Below are 22,549 nucleotides of genomic sequence, written 5' to 3' on the forward strand. Positions count from 1 at the left end.
CGCCACTCCTTAAAACCGCCATGACCGCACTCCCAACCCCGCACCCGCGACCCCTGGGGAGCGGCGGCCACGATGGGGCCGGTCCGCGGCCGGGTCGCCGGTTAGCGCTCGAAAGCGCTGAGCCGAAGGCTCTAGTCTCGAGCGCTAACCGGCGGCCCCTCGGGGCCGCGGACACGCGCGCGCCAGCGCACCAAAAACTCAGTTCTTGGGGAACTTCAGCTGTGACAGATCGATTCCGTCCAGGCCGGGCGGCAGCTGATCGAGACCGGGCGGCATGTTCGACAGATCCATGCCCGGCGGCAACCCCGGCATCCCGGCGGGCATCCCGGGGAACCCGCCACGCACCTTCGGCGGGGTAGGCCCACGCCCACCCTTTTTGCCCTTCTTGCCGCCCTTTTTGGTGCTGCTGCGGCGTGCGCCGGGCATCCCCATCTGCCTGCCCATCATCGCCATCATCTTCTTGGCTTCGAAGAAGCGGTCGACGAGCTGGTTGACCTCGGAAACCTGCACTCCGGAACCATTGGCGATGCGCAAGCGCCGCGAGGCGTTGATGATCTTCGGGTTGTCGCGCTCGGCGCGAGTCATGCCCCGGATGATCGCCTGCACCCGATCGAGCTGCTTGTCGTCGACCGCGGCCAGCGCGTCCTTCATCTGACCCGCACCGGGCAGCATCCCGAGCAGGTTGCCGATCGGGCCCATCTTGCGGATGGCCAGCATCTGGTCGAGGAAGTCTTCGAGGGTGAGTTCGCCGCTGCCGATCTTGCGCGCGGTCTCCTCGGCCTGCTCGGCGTCGTAGACCTGTTCGGCCTGCTCGATGAGGGTGAGCACATCGCCCATGCCGAGGATGCGCGAGGCCATCCGGTCGGGGTGGAAGACGTCGAAGTCCTCGAGCTTCTCACCGGTGGAGGCGAACATGATCGGCGCGCCGGTGACATTGCGCACCGACAGCGCCGCGCCACCGCGGGCGTCACCGTCGAGCTTGGTGAGCACGACACCGGTGAACCCGACACCGTCGCGGAAGGCTTCGGCGGTGCTGACCGCGTCCTGACCGATCATCGCGTCGAGCACGAACAGCGTCTCGTCCGGCTGCACGGCATCGCGGATACCGGCGGCCTGGCGCATCAGCTCGGCGTCGATACCGAGGCGACCGGCGGTATCGACGATGACCACGTCGTACTGCTTGGCCTTGGCCTCTTCGATACCGGCCGCGGCGACGGCGACCGGGTCGGCCGCGGTGATCCCGAGCGGATTCTCGCCGCCACCGATGGAGGTGCCGCCGTGCGGGGCGAACACGGGCACACCCGCGCGCTCACCGACGACCTGCAGCTGGGTGACCGCGCCGGGACGCTGGAGGTCACAGGCCACCAGCAACGGCTGGTGTCCCTGACCCTTGAGCCATTTGGCCAGCTTGCCGGCGAGGGTGGTCTTACCCGCACCCTGCAGACCGGCCAGCATGATCACCGTCGGCGGGTTCTTGGCGAGGTTGAGGCGACGGGTCTCGCCGCCGAGGATCGCGACGAGTTCCTCGTTGACGATCTTGACGACCTGCTGCGCGGGATTGAGCGCGCCGGAGACCTCCGCGCCCTTGGCGCGCTCTTTGACGTTGGCGATGAAGCCGCGCACCACGGGCAGCGCGACGTCGGCCTCGAGGAGTGCGAGGCGGATCTCGCGCGCGGTGGCGTCGATGTCGGCCGGTGACAGACGCCCCTTACCGCGCAGATCCTGCAATGCACCGGTAAGCCGGTCGGACAGGGATTCGAACACCGATCGCGCTCCTGATCTGAAAGGGTCTCAGGTCGTCAGACCGAAGTCGGACGTCTATTGCCCTCCCAGGGTAATGGAGGTTATTCGGTATGCCGCACGTGCGGTGGCGCCGTGCGGCGCAACTCGTGCGATTCGATGTTCACCAGGTACACCGCTTCCCTGCCGGTGAGGCCGAGTTCCCGGGAGAGCGCCTCGATGCGAAGCCATTCGGAATCGGCGCTGTCGGCGTGGTGGGCGGCGGTCGAGGCGATGGTCATCGCGGCCAGCGCCTGCGCACCACTGAGGGTGCGCCCCGGCAACCACGAAACCACCCACAGGTCACCACCGACGCAGCGCGCGATGTGCGCGGTCGCGTCGCTGGTCATCATTGACGCGGAAACGACTTCGATAGCCACGGATCAGCTCCCCTCGAACGAGTGACAGCCAGACCAGAGAAATGCTATAGGTCCTATCTCGACTTATCGGGCCGCGAGATCGCTGTGTAGCAACCTGATAGCAATCGGTGAGTAAACCGTGTCCTTACACTGTCAGGCGGTCCCGTCGGTTGCGGTCGGCGGCGGAGTGGGCGCGGGCCGGGGAACCACGTCGAGGACGGCCTTTTCGATGCGGTCGCGCAGGGCCGGGCTGTCGGAGTCGCCCAGATCGAGGCAGAAGGCGTCGACCACGGCCGAGCCCATCGTGACCACCTTGGCCCACCGGACGTTCGCTCCCGTCGCGGCGAAGGCACCGGCCAGTCTGCTCAGCAAACCGATCCGATCGTCGGCACGCAGCTCCAAGATCACCTGTCCTGGTGTGCTGATAGGTGACCAGATCAGTCGCGGCACAGCACGCGCGTACCGGCCGGGCCCGGTCCCGACTGCTTCGGCTTCGCGTTTGGCCAGCACTGCGGGCAGGTCGAGCGCGCCGGTGGTGGCTCGGATCAGTTCCTGACGCAGCAGACCCGCGTCCGGCGGGTCGCCGAATTTCGGCATCACCACGAAGGTGTTGATCGCCGAGTCCCCCGCACTGCCCAGCGAGGCCGAGAGCACGCGCAGCGCGTGCAGTGCCAGGACACCGGCGGCGTCGGAGAGCAGACCGGGCTCGTCGGGGGCGATCACCGTCACCACGAAGGTGTGTTTGCCGTCGCCGGGCGCGAGGCTGACGTGCACGCCGCCCGCCGCGGCCTTGTCCGAGAGCTCCGGGTCGATGGGTTCCGGTTGCGGCAGCGGCTCGCCCGCCATGACGAGCCGGCAGCGGCGCACCAGTTCGCCGATCAGCGAGGCCTTCCAGTCACCCCAGACGCCGGGGCCGGTGGCCATCGAGTCGGCCTCGGCCAGCGCGTGCAGCAGTTCGAGCAGGCCGACGTCGCCGCCGAGCGCGTCGGCGACATTCTGCACGGTCGCCGGGTCGTCGAGGTCGCGCCGGGTAGCGGTGTCGGGCAACAGCAGGTGGTGGCGCACGATCGCGCTGAGGGTGCGCACATCCGAGGGCCACAGGCCGAGCCTGCGGCCGATGTGGGTGGCCAGTTCGGCGCCGACGATGCTGTGGTCGCCTGTTCGGCCCTTGCCGATGTCGTGCAGCAGCGCGCCGAGGGCGAGCAGGTCGGGCCGGGCGACCCTGGTGCTCAGGCCACTAGCGAAGGCGACCGTCTCCATCAGGTGCCGATCGACGGTCCAGGTGTGCAGCGCGTCGCGCGGCGGTAGGTCGCGGACCGCACCCCATTCGGGAAAGAGCCTGCCCCACAATCCCGTTCGATCGAGCGCCTCGACCGCATCGATGCTGCCGCGGCCCGCGCCGAGCAGCACGAGCAGGTCGTTGAGCGCGTCCTTGGGCCACGGTTCGCGCAGTTCGGGCGCGTCCTCGGACAGGCGGTTGAGCGTGGTCGCCGACATCGGCAGCCCGGTCTGCGCCGACGCCGCGGCCACCCGCAGGATCAGCCCGGGATCGCGTTGCGGGCGGGCGTCTCTGGCCAGCACCACCTCGCCGGAGTGCTCGACCACCCCCTCATCGAGTGGTCGGCGCACCGGCATCCGGCGCAGTCTGGCCAGGCCGCGCCGCGGTAGCGCGTTGGCGGCCGTACGCAGACCGACGTCGCATGAATAGCTCACCGTACGCGCCGAATCGGTCAATGTCCGGGCGAGATCGAAGCGGTCACCGATGCGCAGCGCGGCGCCGATCTCGTCGGCGTCCTGGGCGCGCAGCTGATCGCGGGCCCGGCCGGCGACCCGGTGCAGTTCGGTGCGCACGTCGAGGAGTCGGCGGTGTGCCTGTTTCAGGCCGCCGCCGGGGACCTCGGGACCCAATCCCGGCATGGCGTCGGTCAGCTGGGCGATCGAGAGCGCGTCGAGCAGCTGGATATCGCGCAGGCCGCCGCGCCCGTTCTTGAGATCGGGTTCGGCGCGGTGGGCGATCTCGCCGCTGCGCTGCCAGCGTGCGGTGGTCTGGGCAATGAGATCGTCGAAGCGGGACCGGATTCCGGTGCGCCATTCCCGCCGCACGCCGCCGATGAGCAGATTGCTGAGGTCTTCGTCGCCGACGATGTGGCGGGCTTCGAGCAGGCCCAGCGCGGCGATCATGTCGTCGGCGGCCACCCGCAGCGCCTGCGGCACGGTGCGCACGCTGTGGTCGAGCTTGATGTGGGCGTCCCACAGCGGATACCAGAGTTGATCGGCGACTTCGGAGACCACCTTGGGGTCGACGTCGTCGTGCAGCAGCACGAGGTCGAGATCGGAATACGGCAGCATCTCGCGGCGGCCGAGTCCGCCGACCGCCACGACCGAGAGGCCGCTGTCGGCGGTGATGCCGAGTTCGTTGCCCTTGCCGGTGAGCCACAGTTCGAACAGGTCGACCAGGGCCTCGCGCAGCGATTCCGGATCGAGCCGTGGATTGCGGGTGCCCGCTCCGTCGAGCAGTTGCGCCCTGGCCTTGACCAGATCCGCCGCTCCGTTGTTCTGCGTACCGCCGTTCCGCTGTGCCACAGCCCACACCACCATTTCATGCGGGCGGCCCCGCCCCGACCGGATTCTCACCGGTGGGAGCGGGGCCGCCGCTCGATCGATTGTCGTGCGTTCCCTACCGAATTACAGTGCGTCGCTTCCGCGTTCGCCGGTACGGACGCGGATGATGGTGTCCACCGGGGTCACCCACACCTTGCCGTCGCCGATCTTGCCGGTCCGCGAGGCTTCGACGATCACCTCGACGACCTTCTCGACCGACGCATCGTCCACGACGACCTCGACCCGAACCTTGGGAACGAAATCCACCGAGTACTCAGCACCGCGGTACACCTCGGTGTGGCCCTTCTGCCGGCCGTATCCCTGGACTTCGCTGACGGTCATGCCGAGCACGCCTGCCTGTTCCAGCCCGGTCTTCACATCTTCGAGCGTGAACGGTTTGACGATTGCGGTAACCAGTTTCATGTTCGTCATGCCTCCTTGACGAGCGAGCGTGCCGTGCCACCCACAGCAGCGAAATCGTATGCGGTTTCCGCGTGCTCGGCCTCGTCCAGGCCCGCAGCCTCGGACTCTTCACTGGCGCGCAGGCCGATCGTGAACTTGATCGCGTACGCGATGATGGCCGTGGCGACCAGCGAGTAGGCCAAGACGACGAAAGCACCGACAGCCTGCAGCTTCAACTGCTCGACTCCACCACCGTAGAACAAGCCGGTGACGCCCGCCGGAGCTTCGCCCGCAGCGACCAAACCGACCATCAGGGTGCCGACCAGACCACCGACCAGGTGGACGCCGACCACGTCGAGCGAATCGTCGAAGCCGAAGCGGAACTTCAGGCCGACAGCCAGGGCGCACAGCGCACCGGCGACCACACCGATGGCCAGGGCGCCGACCACGTTCACCGAGGAACAAGCCGGGGTGATGGCGACCAGACCGGCGACGATGCCCGAGGCAGCGCCGAGCGAGGTCGGGTGACCGTCGCGGATCTTCTCCACGAGCAGCCAGGCCATCATCGCGGCAGCGGTCGCGATCGTGGTGGTGAGGAAGGTGGCACCGGCGATGCCGTTGGCGCCCAGCGCCGAACCGGCGTTGAAGCCGTACCAGCCGAACCACAGCAGACCGGCGCCGAGCATCACGAACGGCAGGTTGTGCGGACGGAACGGCGTCTTCGGCCAGCCCTTGCGCTTGCCCAGGATGAGGCACAGGACCAGACCGGCGGCGCCGGCGTTGATGTGGACCGCGGTACCACCGGCGAAGTCGATCGCCTTGAGGTTGTTGGCGATCCAGCCACCGGCCTCAGCGGTGTAGCCGTCGAAGGCGAAGACCCAGTGCGCGACGGGGAAGTAGACGACGGTGGCCCAGATTCCGGCAAATACGAGCCACGAGCCGAACTTCAGGCGGTCGGCGACCGCGCCCGAGATGAGTGCGACCGTGATGATCGCGAACATGAGCTGGAAGGCGACGAAGACCGTCAGCGGGATACCCGCCGTGATCGGGGCCGTCGGGTCCTCCGGCGTCGCCGTGAACAGCGGGATGCCCGCCGAATCCGCGGCGGTGCCACCGAAGATGCTCTTCAGACCGAAGTACTGGAGAGGATCACCGATCAGGTTGCCCTTGTCCTCGCCGAACGTCATCGAGAAGCCGTATAGACACCACAGGATGGTGACCAGGCCCATCGCGGAGACGCTCATCATGATCATGTTCAGCACGTTCTTACCGCGGACCATGCCGCCGTAGAAGAACGCCAAACCCGGCGTCATCAACAGCACGAGCGCTGCCGACGCCAGCATCCAAGCGGTATCACCGGTATCCGGTGTACCGATCAGTGGAAATGCCACCTTGTCTTCCTCCTCATCTCGGGCCTCGCCGATGACGGCAAAAGGACCTGTACAGAAGGGTCGCCACTCGGTGTTTCATCCGTTGAGCTGTGGTGTTTCGCCTGAGTGAACGGATAGCGCTGTTGTGTTGCATCCACGTTTCGTGTGGTTGGCATGAGCCTGTCAGCTCACGGTGAGGTTGGTACGGAGGTGGGATTCGCCGCGAGTTCGCGCGGCGATTCGCCGCGGCGTCGTTTCCCGGAAACAGGGATGTCAGCCGCGAAAAACAGCGATGCCCGCCCGATCGCTGGATCGGACGGGCATCTACGAGAATCGCTACGCGGTGCCCCCGAGCAGGGCGTCGACGAACGCACCCGGCTCGAAGGGGGCCAGATCGTCGGCACCCTCGCCGAGGCCGACAAGTTTCACCGGCACACCGAGTTCGTGCTGCACCTGGAACACGATGCCGCCCTTGGCGGTGCCGTCGAGCTTGGTGAGCACCACGCCGGTGATGTCGACGACGTCGGCGAACACCCGCGCCTGCATCAGGCCGTTCTGGCCGACGGTCGCGTCGAGGACCAGCAGCACCTCGTCGACCTCACCCTTCTTCTCCACGACCCGCTTGACCTTGCCCAGCTCGTCCATCAGGCCGGTCTTGGTGTGCAGGCGGCCCGCGGTGTCGATGAGCACCGCGTCGACACCACCGTCGATACCCGCGGTGACCGCGTCGAAGGCGACGGCGGCCGGGTCGGCGGCCTCTTTACCGCGCACGGTCTCGGCGCCGACCCGTTCGCCCCAGGTCTGCAGCTGATCGGCGGCGGCGGCGCGGAAGGTGTCGGCGGCGCCGAGCAGCACGCGGCGGCCGTCGGCGACGAGCACGCGGGCCAGTTTGCCGGTGGTGGTGGTCTTACCGGTGCCGTTGACACCGACGACGAGCAGGATCGCGGGCTTGTCGCCGTGCGGGAGGGCATGGATGGAACGGTCCAGCTCGGGGCGCAGCGCCTCGATGAGCACGTCGCGCAGGGCGCCGCGGGCCTGCTCGGGTGTGCGCACGCTGCGCGAGGCCATCTCTTCGCGCAGGCGTTCGACGATCTTCGCGGTGCTCGCGGTGCCGATATCGGCCAGCACCAGGGTGTCTTCGATCTCCTCCCACGAATCCTCGTCGAGGTCGCCGCCGCCGAGCAGGCCGAGCAGGCTCTTGCCGACCGCGTTCTGGGAGCGAGCCAGGCGCCCGCGCAGGCGGACGAGGCGGCCGGTGGTGGGGTCGATCTCTTCGATCGCGGTGGTGGTGGCGTCGGGCGCTGCGGTCTCGGCCTCGGTGGGCGCTGCGCTGGGCGCGGCCTCGGTGGGCGCTGTGTCCGCGGGCGCGGTGGGCGCTGTGTCCGCGGGCGCGGTGGGCGCAGCGGTGGCTGGCGCGGAGTCGGTAGGCGCGATCGCGGTGTCGGGCTCGGCCGGTGCGACCGTGTCGAGAGTGGACGCGTCGTCGGGGACGACCACGGTCTCGTCGACGGCCACGTCGCCCTCGGGCAGCGCGACATCGGTGATGCCGCGGCGCGGGGCGTCACGCGGGATAGCGGCGTCGTCGCCGATGTGCGGTTGGCCGTCGGTGTCGGTGCGTTCCGGGACGGGTTCGGGCTTCGGCAATGTCGCCGTCGAACCGCCCTGGCTGAAGTTGAACCCACCGGAGGCGGTGTAACCACCGGAGCGGTCCGTCAACTCCTTGTCCGGCTCGGGCGGGGCCAGCGAAATCTGGCGTCGCTTGTACAGGACGAAACCCGCGACGAGCGCCACCAACAGCACGGCGGCGATCGCGGCGATCAGGATCCACGCTTGCGAACTCACCCGGCGAGTCTATTCGTGCGGGGAGTTACCGCACGTCGGCGGCGTCTGCGCGGCAGGTCGGGGAGACGTCTCCGGGCGCGTCGCGGTGTGGCGGAAACACTACAGATTCGTTGTCCTGCGGAACTTCTGGCACTTGCCCCATAGGATCGGCGGAGTGACCGATCGAAACGTGCTTGGGGGGCCGCTGGAAGAGTGCGGCGCCGATCCTCTCACGGGCTTCTACCGGGACGGCTGCTGCAGCACCGGTCCGGAGGATCTCGGCAGCCACACCGTGTGCACCGTCGTGACGGCCGAATTCCTGGAGCATCAGGCCTCCATCGGCAACGACCTCAGCACCCCCCGCCCAGAGAACAATTTCCCCGGCCTGCAACCGGGCGACCGCTGGTGCGTGGTGGCGGTTCGCTGGTTGCACGCCCACGAGGACGGCGTCGCCGCACCCGTGGTGCTGGCCGCAACCCACGAGAACGCGCTGGAGGTCATCTCGGTGGACATCCTGCGCAAATACGCCGTCGACGTCCCCGACGACGTCAGCGACCTGTTGTAGGCCTCCGCACCCTGGCCACGCCGGTCCGGCGTGGACTAGACCCACCTGTTCCGACTTTGCGTTCTGCTCCGGCATGGTGCTGCCGCCGTTCACCACGGGCCACACCGTTGCGGCGGTGGCGGGTGGGTAGCTGTGCGCATCTGGCCGGTAGGCGGCGGGGCCGGGCGCTGGGGCGGCGTCGGCGACGCTCGTGCATCGATGATGCTGCGCTGACACGTGTAGGAGGCGGTCCGCGGCGGTTGCGGGCTGTCGCTGAATCCCCGCCCCGCGTACCACACGCACGCGATCAGGGGTGGCGTTGGCGATGCGCTTTCTGGCGGCACGCTGCGGAGCAGTAGCGGGCCGGCCTCCCGGTGGTGGAGCGACGCAGACTAGCGCCGCAGACAGGACAGGCCGACGGAGTTTCGCTACTCTCCCTAGTTTCGTTACGGGTAGGTTTCCCGGGTTCCGTTACGGGAGACGGGTGGGTTCGCAGGGCGTCGAGGATGAGGGCGACGGCCGGGGCGAGGGGGTCGTCCGCGCGTCGATGTCGTTGGATGGCAACGCATCCGGTGAAGATGTCGAGCACGTCGGTGACGACCACGTCGGCTCGGACCGCACCCTGACGTTGAGCCGAGGCGAGGAGCGCGCCCAGTCCGCGGTGGAAGCGGTTACCTGCGCCGCGAAGTAGGGCGCGGGGCCAGCCGTCGTCGGATTGCACCAGGTCGCAGAGGTCTTTGTTGCCGGGCGTCGTGATGATGACGTGGGTGCACAGGGCGAAGAAGGCCGAGCCCGGATCCGGATCGGTGAGGCGTTCGGCGGCCAGCGCGGCCAATCCGTCGACGCGCTGCTGCATCACCGCTTCCAACAGATCGGTTTTCGTCGGAAAGTGCCGGTGGACGGTGCCGGCGCCGACACCGGCGCGGCGGGCCACTTCGGCCAGCGAGACGGTGGTCCCTCGTTCCGCGAGCGCGCGCTGGGCGGCGGCCAGAATCTGTGCGCGGTTGCGCCGCGCGTCGGCTCGGATCGCGGGTTCCGCACCGTTGCCGACCGCCATTTCGTTACGCCTTTCCTATACGTGACCTCGCCAACCGGGTGCAACCGCCCGTAACGTCCGGCATACGGGTTTACTGACCCGATTGTAGGCACACGATCGATCACGAAACGGAGCCCCTCCGCAATGACGTCAGCACTTCCCGTCCTGATCACCGGCGCCACCGGCAAGCAGGGCGGCGCGACCGCCCGCCGGTTGCTCACCGAAGGACATCCGGTCCGCGCCCTGGTCCGCGACACCGACTCCCCCGCTGCCCGCGCACTGGCCATCCTCGGCGCCGAATTGGCGGTCGGCGACCTAGACGACCCCGCATCTCTGCGTGTTGCGGCAGCCGGTACCCGGGCCGTATTCCTCGTTCCACCAGCTGATTACAGCGCGGAAGGCTGGGGCGAGGGGACCGAGGCCCGCCGCGGTACGGCCGTGATCGACGCGGCCCGCGCCACCGGTGTCGAGCAGATCGTGTTCACCGGCGTCGCCACGATGGGCGCCGCGCAATCATGGGGCCAGGAGGGCAAGCGTCAGATCGAAGCGACCATGGCCGAATCCGGCCTGCGCTACACCGTGCTGCGCCCCGTGCGATTCATGGAGAACTATCTCCTCCACGGCTCCCCCGTAGACGGCATCCGCGAAGGCGGCGAACACGCGCACCTGTTCCCCGCCGATCGCCCGCTCCAGATGATCGCCGTCGACGACATCGCCGCCTTCGCCACCCTGGCCTTCGCCGACCCGGACACCTGGCACGCCCGCACCCTCGAGCTCGCGGGCGAGGCCATCACCCCCGTCGAGGCGGCCGCCACGATCGGCGCCGCCATCGGCCGCCCTATCCACTACCGCGAGGTCACCGAGGAGGAAGCCGACGCGATCGGACCCCAACTAGGCAACACCTGGCGCCTGATCCGCGAAACAGGCGGCTGGCACGCCGACATCCCCGCGTTGCGCTCGCTGCACCCAGAGCTGACCTCGCTGCGCGACTGGTTGGCACGCGGCGGCACACAACGGATTCTCGACCGGATCGACGCCACGGTTCCGGCGAGCCGACCCCGCTGAACCAGCGGCGGGACACGTCCTGGACACAGCCCAATCCGGCCGGCTTTCGCGAGCCGGGCTGCGACTGCAGCCGTGAGCTGCCCGGAGAACCACATCGACAACGCCCCGCCGCTCGTGCGCCGACCCGGCCTCAGACCGAAGCCGCCACCGGATCGGGGTCGGTGACCTCGGCTCGGTTCAGGCGTTGCGAGATCACCTGGGTGATGCCGTCGCCGCGCATGCTCACGCCGTAGAGGGCGTCGGCTATCTCCATGGTGGGTTTCTGGTGGGTGATCACGATCAGCTGGCTCTTCTCGCGCAGCTGCTCGAACAGGCCGATGAGGCGGCGCAGGTTGGTGTCGTCCAGCGCCGCTTCGACCTCGTCCATCACGTAGAACGGAGAGGGGCGGGCGCGGAAGATGGCGACGAGCAAAGCCACCGCGGTGAGCGACTTCTCGCCGCCGGAGAGCAGCGAGAGGCGCTTGACCTTCTTGCCGGGCGGACGGGCCTCGACCTCGATGCCGGTGGTGAGCATGTCCGACGGGTCGGTGAGAACCAGCCTGCCCTCGCCGCCGGGGAACAGTTTCCCGAAGACGCCGACGAATTCGCGTTCCACATCGGCGTAGGCCTCGGTGAACACCTGCAGGATGCGGGCGTCGACCTCGGCGACCACGTCGAGGAGATCCTTGCGCGCGTTCTTCACGTCTTCGAGCTGGGTGGCGAGGAAGGTGTAGCGCTCCTCGAGCGCCGCGAACTCTTCCAGCGCAAGAGGATTCACCTTGCCGAGCGTGGTGAGGTCCTTCTCGGCACGCTTGGCGCGGCGCTCCTGGGTCGGCCGGTCGTAGGGCATCGGTTGCGGTGCGCTGACCTGTTCGCCGCGCTCCTTGGCCTGCTCGTACTCGTGCATCTCCAGCGCCGAGGGCGGCAGCACCACATCGGGCCCGTATTCGGCGACGAGCTCGGCCAGTGCGATGCCGAACTGTTCGGAGATGGTCGTCTCGAGCTGTTCGATGCGCAGTGCCGCTTGGGCTTTGGCGACTTCGTCGCGGTGCACGGCATCGGTGAGCTGGGCCAGTTGGGTGTTCAGCGCGCGTGCGCGCTCCTTCACCTGTTCCAGCGCGGCGGCGCATTCGCCACGGCGACGGACCAATTCGTCACGTCGTGCCGCGGCGGTGGCCACCACCTGCTCGAGTTCGTGCTTGATCTTGCTACCCGATTCGGCGACCGCCGCGGCCACGGCGGCCGCTTGGCGCCGAGCGGCTTGCGCACGTTCGGCGCGAGCTCTGGCCTCCCGCTCGCCACGCGCGGCCCTGCGCAGCGAATCCGCCTTGCCGCGAACGGATTCCGCGCGTTCCTCCGAGGTGCGCACGGACAACCGGGCCTCGACCTCCATGGTCCGGGCCTCGGCGAGCGCGGCAGCGGCTTCTTCACGGGCGTACCCCGCGGTCTCGGTGCTCGCGGCGCCGAAACTGTCATCGCTGCCGTCGTGTTCGATCTCTGCATGCCGCAACCGGTCCTCGAGTTCGGCCAGCGAGGCCAGCGACTTCTCCCGCGCCGCTTCGGCTTCCGCGCGCTGGGTGGCCAGCCGCTCCCCCTCGGTCTGCGCGGCGCGCGCACTCTGCCCGACGCGGGCCAGCCGGTCGTAGATCGCCAGCAGCGCCTGATCGGATTCGTGCAGCGCCATCAGCGCGTGGTCGGCGGCGTCCTTGCGGTCGGTCTGTTCGGCCAGCGCTCCGGCCAGCGCCGCCTCCAGCTCCTCGGCCCGCCGTTGCGCGGCCGCCAGTTCCGCTGTGGCGGTGTCGATGTCGGCCTGGACCTCGAGCTGGCTCGGCATCCGTTCCGAACCGCCGACGATCCAGCCCGCACCGGCCAGATCGCCGTCACGGGTAACCACCCGTAGTTCCGGGCGCACCGCGACGAGCTCCGTGGCGGTCGCCAGATCGTCGACGACCACGACGTCGGCGGTGAGCGCGGCCAGCGCGGGCCGCACCTGATCCTCGCCATCGAGCACGTCGGCGAGCCACTGCGCACCGGCGGGCAACGCGGAACGCTCGGCCGCAATCGTCGCGCCGGTCGCGAAGACGAATGCCACCCGACCACCGTCACCGCTACGCAATTCCCGGACCGCCGAGTCGGCAGTCGTCGCGGTATCGGCCGTGATGGCATCGGCGAGCGGACCGAGCAGCGCGGCGACAGCGGCCTCGAATCCGGGCTGCACGCGCAACAGACCCGACAAGCGTCCGCCGAGCCCGCTCACTCCGTGTTCGAGCAGCCAGGCCGCGCCGTCCTTGCGGGCCAGGTTCATACCGAGCGCTTCGATGCGGGCACCGAGCCGGGCGACGAGCTTGCTCGCCTCCCGGTCGAGTTCACGCAGTTCCCGCACCCGCTCGTCGGCCAGTCCCTGCGCGGCGACGGCGTGTTCGTGCTGGGCGTCCAGGCCCTTTTCCCCCGCGTCGAGCTCGCCGAGTTCGTCCTGCACCGAGTCGTATTCGACCTGCGCGGTCTCACCACGGTGCCGGGCATCGGCGATGGCCACGGACAGGCGCGCGATCTCGGCGTCCACGGACTGGGCGCGGGTGCGCAACGTGTCGACCTGGCCCGACAGCCGCGCCAGCCCCTCACGCCGGTCGGCGATCGCGCGCACGGCCGCCAGGTGCGCCTGCTCGGCGGCCTTGGCGGCGTGTTCCCGCTCGGCGAGGGCTTCGCGCGCGGCTTCGAGGGTCTCGGTGGCCATCTCGACCGCGTACCGCAGTTCGGCCTCTTCGGCCTCGATCCGGTCGGCCTCGGCCTCGAGCTGCTCCGGGTCGCGGCCTGTGCCGACCGGCACCTCGGTGTGCAGGTGCCTGGCCCGGTCACTCGCGATCCGGATGGTGGCGTTCACCCGTTCGGCCAGTGCCGAAAGCTGGAACCAGGTCTGCGCGGCAGCCTCGGCGCTGGGACTCAGCCGGGACAGCTGGAACTCCTGCTGCGCGAGCGCGGCATTGGCGGCGTCGAGTTCGGTCTGCACAGTGATCTGCTGTTCGCGGGCGTACGCCTCTTTGCTGAGCTGGGACTCCAGTTCGCCACGGCGGGTGACCAGGTCGTCGGCGGCCAGCCGCAGCCGGGCATCGCGCAGGTCGGCCTGCACGGTCTGCGCGCGGCGGGCGACCTCGGCCTGACGGCTGAGCGGCTTGAGCTGGCGTCGCAATTCGGTGGTGAGGTCGGTGAGCCGGGCGAGGTTGGCCTGCATCGCGTCGAGCTTGCGGACCGCTTTCTCCTTGCGCCTGCGGTGCTTGAGCACACCCGCGGCCTCTTCGACGAACGCGCGCCGGTCCTCCGGCCGCGATTCCAGGATCGCCGACAGCCTGCCCTGACCCACGATGACGTGCATCTCGCGCCCGATACCGGAGTCCGACAGCAGTTCCTGCACATCCATCAGCCTGCACGTGCTGCCGTTGATCTCGTACTCGCCCGCGCCGTCGCGGAACATGCGCCGGGTGATCGACACCTCGGCATAGTCGATGGGCAGCGCGCCGTCGGAGTTGTCGATGGTCAGCGTCACCTCGGCGCGCCCGAGCGGTGCCCGCCCGACGGTCCCGGCGAAGATGACGTCCTGCATCTTCCCGCCCCGCAACGCTTTGGCACCCTGCTCACCCATCACCCAGGAGAGCGCGTCGACGACATTGGATTTACCGGACCCGTTCGGCCCGACGACGCAGGTAATGCCAGGTTCGAAGCGCAAAGTGGTCGCAGACGCGAAGGACTTGAACCCCTTCAACGTCAAACTCTTCAAATGCACTACCAAGGACCCTTCCTGCGCGCGAGCAACCATGCTAACCCGCCTCCCCGGGACTCGGGCCAGACCTAGGTGCGTGGTGCTTGCCGCAGGCGAGCAGCGGTCATCTAGCTGGGCCGGTCAGCCCGTGCCCGGTGAGTTACCGATGTACTCGCTTCGGCATGTCGGCCAGAATGCAGGTTCTTCAGAGTCGGTGCGGGTCTTCGGGCTTCGCGTGCGGGTCGAGGTGGTTCATCTGCTTCTGCAGCTGACGGAGATGAGTCTGGGTGCCGGGGGTAGCTTCCCAGCCGGTGATGACGCGGAAGACCAGGACCGCGCCCCATGGGCCGATCACCCACATCGGCCAGAAGTAGGTGAGCTCGCCCGCGGTGAGCGAGATCAGGCCCCAGATGACCAGCACGATCACGCTGACGCCGAGCCAGCTGCCCGCCTCGATGCGCTGCCAGATCGGGAAGCGCGTACCGGACTTGCGTTCGGTGGGCGCCACGGCCTGCTGCTGTTTGGTCAGCGGCGGCAGGTCCGACAGGACGAGGGCGAGGTCGTCGCGCGTGGTGGTCGCGTAGACCTTGGCTACGCGCAGGTCGTATTCGCCCAGGTCGAGCCTGCCGTCGGCCAGATGCGTACCCAGCTGGGCGACGATCGCGTTGCGTTCGGCGTCGGACGCGCGCGTACCCGGGGTGATATCCATGCCGACGTCCTCTCGGTCAACATCCACGGTGGAGTGCTGGTTTCCAGCGTCCACCCTCCACAGTGCGATGTCAACCACTCGCGCTGGCTCAGAGGATGGCGAAAGCCACCACGAGACCCAGCGCGAAGTGCGCGGCGGCGACGAGGAGGACCTCGGGGGTGTAGGCGTCGGCGTGCAGCGTGCGGCCGATATCGATACCGGTGACCTTCTCGATCACCCGCACCGAGATCACCTGCGCGACGATGCCGACCAGGCCGAACACGATCGCCGCGATCAGCCCTTCCGACAGTTTGCCGCTGCCGCCGGTGGCGAATATCGCGAACACGACGATGAACGCCATGCTGATCATTCCGGCCGCCGAGACGATGATCGCGTTCGGCTTGCCCGCGATCACCAGGTCGCGCAGCTTGCCGGGCGTGGTCAGGTCGATGGCGAAGAAGCCGATGAGCATCAGCACGAGGCCGATCAGGCAGTACAGGATGATGGCGCCGACGCCTTCACCGAGCGCACTCCAATAACCCGATTCCAGGGCGAGGGCGGTCATCGTGGTCCTTTCGAACAATGTTGTGAGGTCAGGTGTCAGTCGACGATGCGGTGTGGCACGAACGCCGCGCCGTCATCGGTGATCAGGCCGGCGGTCTCTCGAATACCGAGCCCCGCCGCGGTGTCACCGACGACCCAGGCGCCGAGCACGGGGCGCATCCCGTCGAATTCCGGTAGCGGGTCGAGCAATTGGTAGACGAAACCCTCGGCGCCGTAGACGCCACCGGTCGCGGTCTCCATGCCAGGGCCGACGATGGTCATGTTCGCGCCCTCGCGGCCGAGCTTGGGTTTGCGAATGTATTCGGTGAGCTCGTGCGGGTCGTCGAGGTAGGCGGGCAGCAGGTTGGGGTGACCGGGATACATCTCCCACAGGATCGCCAGGATCGCCTTGTTGCTCAGCAGCGTGGTCCACAGCGGTTCGATCCACGCGGTCGCGGGCAGGCTGGCGACGACGCGCTTGCCGAAATCGTCGTCGATGATCCACTCCCACGGATACAACTTGAAGATCGCCTCGATCGGCGCCTCGGCCAGATCGACGAACCGGTTCAGTTCGGTGTCGAACCCGATCTCCTCGATCGGCAGCGCGACCGTGTCGAAACCGGCTTCGGCCGCCGTCTCCTGCATGTAGGCAGTCGTGACGTTGTCCTCGCCGGTCGCGTCGGCGCCCGACCAGGTGAAGTGCAGTTCGGTACCGGGCAACACGTCGCGCAGTTCGGTCCAGCGCTCCACCAGTTTCTCGTGCAGCGAATTCCATTGGTCGCCACCGGGATACACCTGCTGCAGCCAGTGCCACTGGATGATCCCGGCCTCGAGCAACGAGGTGGGGGTGTCGGCGTTGTATTCCAGCAGCTTGGCCGGGCGCCGCGCGTCGTAGCGCAGGTCGAAGCGGCCGTACACGTAAGGGTCACTGCGACGCCAGGATTCGGCGATCGGGCCCCAAGTCCATTCCGGCAGACCGAAATCGGCGAAGCGCTCGGTGAGTACCACGTGTTCGACCGCGTGCAGGCACATCGACTGCAGCAGTTCCACATCGGCTTCCAGCGCGAGGATCTCGTCCATCGAGAACTCGTAGTGCACCGACTCGTCCCAGTACGGCCGCGGCTGACCGCTGGCATCGCGCCCCGGCGCGCCGTAGACGAGACCTTGCTTCTCGACGATCTGCTGCCAGTCCTGGCGTGGTGTGCTCGTGTTGCGCCGCATCTACGACCCACTCCCCCCGGTCGACTTGCTGCCGAGTCCGCCGCGCTGCACCGTGGTGCCGCTCTTGGTCGTGATCTGGGCATTGCGCGGTTTCACCGAGGTGCCGCCCGTCGGTGGCTTGCCGATCGTCGGTGTGCCGCCGTAGTGGTAGCGGTACTGCGGCCAGCCCAGAATCAGCAGCCCGCCGCCGTGGCCACCGGAGCTGTCACTGCGGAAATTGGTCTTGCCGTCGCCGCAGTTCTCATCGGGGACAACGACTTCCTGCCCGTTCTCGTCGATCCGCACGCACGAGGCCGTCACCTGTTCGGGCGCGGTGATCGCTCGGTAGGCGAGGTAGCCACCACCGACGAGCGCGGCGACGCCGACGATGGCGACACCGCCGATCATCACGCGTTTGCGGTTGCGCCGCTTCTCCTCTGCCGCCGCGGCTGCTTGCCGCTCGGCCGCGTCTGCTTGCTTGCGGGCCTTGTCTCTGGCACGCGCTTCGCCGACGGTCGGCGGACGCGGCTGGGTGACGCCGGGTTCCTGCCTGGCCATCCGACCGGGACGCGGCGGTTCGACGGGATGCCCGCCCGCGCCGAAAACAGGCGGCGTCGACCCTGCGTTCGGGTCGGGCGGTGTCGAACTCGCCTCCGGTGCCGACCATCCCGCGCCGGGATCGGGTGGCGTCCACGGAGACCTGCCGGGCTCGCCGTTCGAGGGTTGGTCCGGTCGATCGGGCGGTCCAGGGTTCTGTGTGCTCACCGCTGCCGCCCCCTTGCCCCCGAAGTCACCACTAGCGCTCCTCGAATCCCGTCATGTCGCCCCGCGCGGGCTCCCAGCTTTCCACAACCAGGTCTACCCGCCCGGGAGCCGGCCCGGACAGAGCATGTCTCACGTGCCCGACGGGTTGCGAACTATCGGGCGCTTCGCCGGACCGTAGCAGTTCCAGCAATTTCTCGCCCGCCGTTCGTGGCCCTTCGGCGACAACATGGACGCGACCGTCGCGGTGGTTGCGCGCGTAACCGACCAGCCCGAGTTCCAGTGCGCGCGAGCGCGTCCACCACCGAAACCCCACGCCCTGCACGTATCCGTGCACCCACGCACTCAGCCGAACCGGCTCCGAACTCATGCGTCGATGTTGAAAGTCAGCGTCACTTTCGTGCCCGCTTTGAGCGTGCGACCCACGGTGCACACCTTGTCGACGGCGCGCTGCACGGTGACCAGTAGTCGTTCGCGGGCGGCCTCGTCGAGTTCGGACAGGTCCAGTTCGAGTACCTCGTCGAGCTGCGGGTAGAGCTCGTTCTCGCGGTCGGCATCACCGGAGACGCGGATGGTGGCGTCGAACTCGTCGCCGAGGCGACGCGACAACGGCAGGTCCGAACTGAGCCCGGTGCAACCGGCGAGCGCGATCTTGAGCAGCTCACCGGGTGTGAAGGCGCCGGGAACACCCTGGGAGGCGATCAGAACCTCCGCGCCGCGGTTACTGCGCCCGGTGTAGGCACGGGTTCCGGTGCGCTCGACCCACAGTTCGGTGGGCGCGTTGTTCACGGGTGCAGTCTGCTCAGCCATGCCTTGATCCTGCCATTCGCTCGAAGACGATCCACGCCTGGGAACGCCCCCGCCGCCCCCGGCATTCCGAGCACGTGACCCGGCGCACGCTCACTCCTGGAAGCGATAGCCCATCCCCGCCTCGGTGAGCAGGTGGCGCGGGTTCGCCGGATCGTCCTCGAGTTTGCGCCGCAACTGCGCGAGGTAGACGCGCAGGTAGTGGGTCTCAGTGGCATAGGCCGGACCCCATACCTCGCGCAATAATTCCTTGCGCCCCACCAGCTTTCCGCGATTGCGCACCAGCATCTCCAGCATTCCCCACTCGGTGGGTGTGAGGTGCACGGCCACGCCCTGCTTGGTGACCTTCTTCGCGGCCAGGTCGACGGTGAACGAATCGGTCACCACCACCGGGTCGTCGCTCCCGGCATCGGCGGCCCCACGCCGAACCGCCGCACGCAACCGGGCCAGCAACTCGTCCATCCCGAACGGCTTGGTGACGTAGTCGTCGGCCCCCGCGTCGAGCGCCTCGACCTTGTCGGCGGAGTCGGTGCGCGCCGAGAGCACGAGCACCGGCGCGCTACTCCAGCCACGCAGCCCCGCGAGCACCTCGATGCCATCCATATCGGGCAGCCCGAGATCGAGAATCACCACATCGGGATGCTTCTCGGCGGCGGCACGCAACGCCGCGGCACCATTGCCCGCGGTGATCACCTCGTAGCCACGCACCGACAGATTGATCCGCAACGCCCGCACGATCTGCGGCTCGTCATCGACCACCAGAACTTTCACAGTTCCGCCACTGCGCGTATTCCGGTCGGACTCAGGTGGGACGGCCGTCGTGCGGGCGGGCGCCGGTTTCGGCGTAGCGGTGGGTTCGCCGGTCCCGCCGGAGTTACCCATGTGCTCACTTGTCGGCATCGTTGTTTCCTGTGAAGGGGGAGGGCAGGTCGACCAGCATGGTCAGACCGCCGCCCGGTGTGGGTTCGGCGTGGACGGTACCGCCCATCGCCTCGACGAAACCGCGCACGACCGAGAGGCCGAGCCCGACGCCGGTGGTGTTATCCCGGTCGCCGAGGCGCTGAAACGGCTCGAACAGGTCCTCCTCGGTGCCCGCGGGGACGCCGCGTCCGGTGTCGACGACCGCGATCGACACCCGGTCGCCAACGTGTTCGGCGGTGACACGAACGGGTGTGTCACGACCGGAGTGGTGCAGGGCGTTGTCGAGCAGGTTCGCCAGCACGCGTTCGAGAAGACCGCTGTCGGCGAGCACCGAAACCTCGCCGACCTCGACTTTCACCCGGTCCATCGCCGCGCGCCGCAATCCCCGCGCGCCCATCCCGACGCTCACCAGCGCGCGGTGCACCGCCTCGTCCATATAGACCTGCCGCAGCTGCGGGCTCACCACACCGACGGCCAGGCGCGACGAATCGAGTAGGTTGCCGACCAGCGCGGTCAACTGGTCGACGGATTCCTCGATCGCTTCGAGCAGTTCGCCGGTGTCCTCGGCGGAGAACTCCACATCGTCGCTGCGCAGACTCGACACGGCGGCCTTGGCACCGGCCAACGGCGTGCGCAGGTCGTGGCTGACTGCCGAGAGCAGTGCCCGCCGCAACCGATCGGCCTCCAGCAAAGCCGCCGCGGCACTGGCTTCTTCGGCGAGTCGTTCCTGCCGGACCAGCCCGGCGGCTTGATTGGCCACCGCGTTGAGCACCGGCCGCTCCCCCGGGTCGAGTGGGTGCCCGGCCAGCAACAGCAGGCTCGTCGCATCGCCTGCTTCGATGGCCGTCTCGGCATCGCCGGAACGGCGCGGTGGATCCGTACCGACCTCGGCGACCACCACGTCACCGCACAGCATGCTCACCGCCCGCTGGCCATAGGCCTCCCGCACCTGTTCCAGCAGATTGGGCAGGTCGGCGCCGTGCAGCACCGCACCGGCGAACAGGGTGAGCAGCTCGGCTTCACGGGATGCCTTGCGCGCCTGCCTGGTTCGCTTCGCCGCGACGTCCACAAGCGCGGCGACCGCGACCGCCACGATCAGCAGCACCACCACGGTGACGAAGTTGTCCGGTTCGGCGATGGTGAGGCTGTAGCGCGGTGAGGTGAAGAACCAGTTCAGCAACAGCCCCGACAGCAGCGCCGACACCGAGGCAGGCACGACACCGCCGAGCAGCGCGACCGCGACGACACCGACGAAGAACATCGCGCTGAGCCCGCCGAGTTCGAGGAATCCGTCGAGCGTCGCCCAGCAGACCACGCTCACCAGCGCCGGCACCAGCAGTGCGGCGATCCAGGCGAACAGCGGCTGACGGACGCGCAGCGGGTTGCGGCGCACACCTTGGTTGGCCTGCTCATGGGTCACCATGTGGACGTCGATCTTGCCCGAACGCTGCACCACCGTCGACCCGATGCCCTCGTCGAGCATCCGCGCCCACCGCGACCGTCGCGAGGTCCCGAGCACCAACTGCGTCGCGTTGACCTCCCGCGCGAATTCCAGCAGCGCGCCGGGCACATCGTCGCCGGTCACGGTATGTAGCGAGGCGCCGAGCCCGGCCGCGAGTTCACGCAGCCGAACCATCCGCTGCGTCGACACACCGGCGAGCCCGTCACCACGCACCACGTGCACGACCACGAGATCGGCGCTGGACTTGGACGCGATCCGCCCCGCCCGGCGCACGACCGTCTCCGATTCCGCCCCGCCGGTGACCGCGACGACGACCCGTTCGCGCGCCTCCCACAGCTCGGTGATCTTGTGGTCGGCCCGGTACTTGGCGAGCGCGGCGTCGACCTGATCGGCCAGCCACAGCAGCGCGAGTTCCCGTAGCGCGGTGAGATTTCCGGGCCGGAAGTAGTTACGCAGCGCGGCATCCACCTTGTCCGCCGCGTACACATTTCCGTGTGACAGCCTGCGCCGCAGCGCTTCCGGTGTGAGATCGACCAGCTCCACCTGATCGGCCGCGCGCACCACCGCATCGGGCACCGTCTCGCGCTGCTCGATCCCGGTGATCTGGGCGACCACATCGTTGAGGCTCTCGAGGTGCTGCACGTTCACCGTCGAGATGACATCGATACCAGCGTCTAGGAGCTGTTCGATGTCCTGCCAGCGCTTTTCGTGCACGCTGCCCGGCGCGTTGGTGTGCGCGAGCTCGTCGACGAGCACCACGGCGGGCTTGCGCGCGAGCACCGCGTCGACGTCGAGTTCGGGCAGCTCGGTGCCCCGATAGCCGACCAGCTTCGTCGGGATCCGTTCGATGCCATCGAGCAGTTGCGCGGTCTTCGCGCGACCGTGCGTCTCCACCAGCGCGGCCACCACATCACGGCCGCGCTCGAGCCGCCGGTGCGCTTCGCCGAGCATGGCGTAGGTCTTGCCAACGCCCGGCGCCGCACCGAGATAGATGCGCAGTTGTCCGCGTTTCACCTGTCCATCATCGCGTGTCGCCGAGCCTCGCTGGTAGGGCGCACCGGCAACACGCCGACCGTCACCATGGGCGTGTGCGAGGTGTTCAGCCGACCGAGCACCCGGATCAGCAGCAACGATCCGACAAAACCGAAGATCACCGCAAGGGTCACTACCGACACCGCGATCTCACTTTCCGTGCACAGGGGAACCGGCGGCCGTTCGCCGACCGGTGCCCACTTTCTACCGCGCGAACAAACGCCTGATCTCGATCTTTACGGTGTGTTGACGGCTATCGGGCCCGCTTTGACGGCATCCTCACACCCGTCACGCACCCGTCGCGTCAACATTCCGCAAAGGCATGGCCGCCGGGCGCTAAGGAGTCGTAAGGAAGCCACGCCGAGCCGCGATCCGGCGTTTCACTCACCTAGGTGCTCCACGTCGGAGCACAAGGAGGTTGGAA

At 68.4% G+C, this 22,549-nt stretch carries 19 protein-coding genes; 2 read left to right on the plus strand and 17 right to left on the minus strand.

All coding sequences use genetic code 11. The features are described 5' to 3' along the window. Window positions 1–198: 198 nt before the first annotated feature. The 6 genes from ffh to ftsY all read right to left on the minus strand — a co-directional run bounded on the left by ffh (window position 199) and on the right by ftsY (window position 8,353). Entirely contained in the window at window positions 199–1,764 is a 1,566-nt protein-coding gene (gene ffh, locus ACFXKN_RS26605) for a signal recognition particle protein (RefSeq protein ID WP_378965298.1), read from the minus strand. An 80-nt stretch (window positions 1,765–1,844) separates the two neighbouring features. Beyond that, window positions 1,845–2,159, minus strand: a complete 315-nt coding sequence (locus ACFXKN_RS26610) for a hypothetical protein (protein ID WP_378900511.1) — start codon at window positions 2,157–2,159, stop codon at window positions 1,845–1,847. A gap of 132 nt (window positions 2,160–2,291) precedes the next feature. After that, a complete protein-coding gene (locus ACFXKN_RS26615) occupies window positions 2,292–4,736 on the minus strand; it encodes a [protein-PII] uridylyltransferase (RefSeq protein WP_379434022.1) in 2,445 nt (814 codons plus the stop codon). 87 nt (window positions 4,737–4,823) lie between these two features. After that, window positions 4,824–5,162 (minus strand): P-II family nitrogen regulator, encoded by a 339-nt coding sequence (locus ACFXKN_RS26620; RefSeq protein WP_110036141.1) that lies wholly within the window; start codon window positions 5,160–5,162, stop codon window positions 4,824–4,826. A gap of 5 nt (window positions 5,163–5,167) precedes the next feature. Beyond that, entirely contained in the window at window positions 5,168–6,532 is a 1,365-nt protein-coding gene (locus ACFXKN_RS26625; protein ID WP_379434023.1) for an ammonium transporter, read from the minus strand. Between the two features lie 315 nt (window positions 6,533–6,847). Then, window positions 6,848–8,353 (minus strand): signal recognition particle-docking protein FtsY, encoded by a 1,506-nt coding sequence (gene ftsY, locus ACFXKN_RS26630; protein WP_379434024.1) that lies wholly within the window; start codon window positions 8,351–8,353, stop codon window positions 6,848–6,850. 154 nt (window positions 8,354–8,507) lie between these two features. Between ftsY and ACFXKN_RS26635 the strand changes: the two genes are divergently transcribed. Beyond that, on the plus strand, window positions 8,508–8,897 hold the full coding sequence (locus ACFXKN_RS26635; RefSeq protein ID WP_067448994.1) for a DUF2237 family protein: 390 nt from the start codon (window positions 8,508–8,510) through the stop codon (window positions 8,895–8,897). A gap of 286 nt (window positions 8,898–9,183) precedes the next feature. Here ACFXKN_RS26635 and ACFXKN_RS26640 read toward each other — a convergent pair whose 3' ends face one another. Continuing rightward, window positions 9,184–9,933: a TetR/AcrR family transcriptional regulator gene (locus ACFXKN_RS26640; RefSeq protein ID WP_379434025.1), complete on the minus strand. Its 750-nt coding sequence runs from the start codon at window positions 9,931–9,933 to the stop codon at window positions 9,184–9,186. Window positions 9,934–10,056: 123 nt separating this feature from the next. On the opposite strand from ACFXKN_RS26640, the gene ACFXKN_RS26645 reads away from it, so the two are divergent. Further along, a complete protein-coding gene (locus ACFXKN_RS26645; RefSeq protein WP_379434026.1) occupies window positions 10,057–10,977 on the plus strand; it encodes an NmrA/HSCARG family protein in 921 nt (306 codons plus the stop codon). A 130-nt stretch (window positions 10,978–11,107) separates the two neighbouring features. Here the strand turns inward: ACFXKN_RS26645 and smc are convergent, their stop codons facing one another. The 10 genes from smc to ACFXKN_RS26695 all read right to left on the minus strand — a co-directional run bounded on the left by smc (window position 11,108) and on the right by ACFXKN_RS26695 (window position 22,268). Beyond that, entirely contained in the window at window positions 11,108–14,734 is a 3,627-nt protein-coding gene (gene smc, locus ACFXKN_RS26650) for a chromosome segregation protein SMC (RefSeq protein WP_379434027.1), read from the minus strand. Window positions 14,735–14,915: 181 nt separating this feature from the next. Next, entirely contained in the window at window positions 14,916–15,419 is a 504-nt protein-coding gene (locus tag ACFXKN_RS26655; RefSeq protein ID WP_378965250.1) for a DUF1707 domain-containing protein, read from the minus strand. Window positions 15,420–15,507: 88 nt separating this feature from the next. Beyond that, window positions 15,508–15,963 (minus strand): DUF350 domain-containing protein, encoded by a 456-nt coding sequence (locus ACFXKN_RS26660; RefSeq protein WP_378965247.1) that lies wholly within the window; start codon window positions 15,961–15,963, stop codon window positions 15,508–15,510. 35 nt (window positions 15,964–15,998) lie between these two features. Further along, window positions 15,999–17,162 carry a glutathionylspermidine synthase family protein gene (locus tag ACFXKN_RS26665; protein WP_378965244.1) on the minus strand — a complete coding sequence of 388 codons (1,164 nt, stop codon included), beginning with the start codon at window positions 17,160–17,162 and terminating at the stop codon, window positions 15,999–16,001. Then, a complete protein-coding gene (locus ACFXKN_RS26670; RefSeq protein WP_378965239.1) occupies window positions 17,163–17,906 on the minus strand; it encodes a hypothetical protein in 744 nt (247 codons plus the stop codon). It lies immediately after the preceding gene. A gap of 31 nt (window positions 17,907–17,937) precedes the next feature. Continuing rightward, window positions 17,938–18,273, minus strand: a complete 336-nt coding sequence (locus ACFXKN_RS26675) for an acylphosphatase (RefSeq protein WP_378965236.1) — start codon at window positions 18,271–18,273, stop codon at window positions 17,938–17,940. Further along, complete coding sequence (locus ACFXKN_RS26680; RefSeq protein WP_378626344.1) at window positions 18,270–18,713, minus strand: OsmC family protein; 444 nt, start codon at window positions 18,711–18,713, stop codon at window positions 18,270–18,272. The genes ACFXKN_RS26675 and ACFXKN_RS26680 overlap by 4 nt, the downstream gene beginning before the upstream one ends. Window positions 18,714–18,803: 90 nt before the next feature. Beyond that, complete coding sequence (locus ACFXKN_RS26685) at window positions 18,804–19,610, minus strand: response regulator (RefSeq protein WP_378965224.1); 807 nt, start codon at window positions 19,608–19,610, stop codon at window positions 18,804–18,806. Next, complete coding sequence (locus ACFXKN_RS26690) at window positions 19,597–22,107, minus strand: ATP-binding protein (RefSeq protein WP_379434028.1); 2,511 nt, start codon at window positions 22,105–22,107, stop codon at window positions 19,597–19,599. The genes ACFXKN_RS26685 and ACFXKN_RS26690 overlap by 14 nt, the downstream gene beginning before the upstream one ends. Further along, entirely contained in the window at window positions 22,104–22,268 is a 165-nt protein-coding gene (locus ACFXKN_RS26695) for a hypothetical protein (protein ID WP_379434029.1), read from the minus strand. Before ACFXKN_RS26695 ends, ACFXKN_RS26690 begins: the two co-directional genes overlap by 4 nt. Between the last annotated feature and the right edge of the window lie 281 nt (window positions 22,269–22,549).

It is taken from the genome of Nocardia sp. NPDC059195, from assembly GCF_042754695.1.
Taxonomy (GTDB): Bacteria; Actinomycetota; Actinomycetes; order Mycobacteriales; family Mycobacteriaceae; genus Nocardia.

Excerpts from the sequence above, each read along its gene's own strand:
- ACFXKN_RS26615 (WP_379434022.1), bottom strand. The coding sequence starts at position 4,736 with ATGGTGGTGTGGGCTGTGGCACAGCGGAACGGCGGTACGCAGAACAAC.
- ACFXKN_RS26620 (WP_110036141.1), bottom strand. The coding sequence starts at position 5,162 with ATGAAACTGGTTACCGCAATCGTCAAACCGTTCACGCTCGAAGATGTG.
- ACFXKN_RS26640 (WP_379434025.1), bottom strand. The coding sequence starts at position 9,933 with ATGGCGGTCGGCAACGGTGCGGAACCCGCGATCCGAGCCGACGCGCGG.
- ACFXKN_RS26645 (WP_379434026.1), top strand. The coding sequence starts at position 10,057 with ATGACGTCAGCACTTCCCGTCCTGATCACCGGCGCCACCGGCAAGCAG.
- ACFXKN_RS26655 (WP_378965250.1), bottom strand. The coding sequence starts at position 15,419 with ATGGATATCACCCCGGGTACGCGCGCGTCCGACGCCGAACGCAACGCG.
- ACFXKN_RS26660 (WP_378965247.1), bottom strand. The coding sequence starts at position 15,963 with ATGACCGCCCTCGCCCTGGAATCGGGTTATTGGAGTGCGCTCGGTGAA.
- ACFXKN_RS26665 (WP_378965244.1), bottom strand. The coding sequence starts at position 17,162 with ATGCGGCGCAACACGAGCACACCACGCCAGGACTGGCAGCAGATCGTC.
- ACFXKN_RS26675 (WP_378965236.1), bottom strand. The coding sequence starts at position 18,273 with ATGAGTTCGGAGCCGGTTCGGCTGAGTGCGTGGGTGCACGGATACGTG.
- ACFXKN_RS26680 (WP_378626344.1), bottom strand. The coding sequence starts at position 18,713 with ATGGCTGAGCAGACTGCACCCGTGAACAACGCGCCCACCGAACTGTGG.
- ACFXKN_RS26685 (WP_378965224.1), bottom strand. The coding sequence starts at position 19,610 with ATGCCGACAAGTGAGCACATGGGTAACTCCGGCGGGACCGGCGAACCC.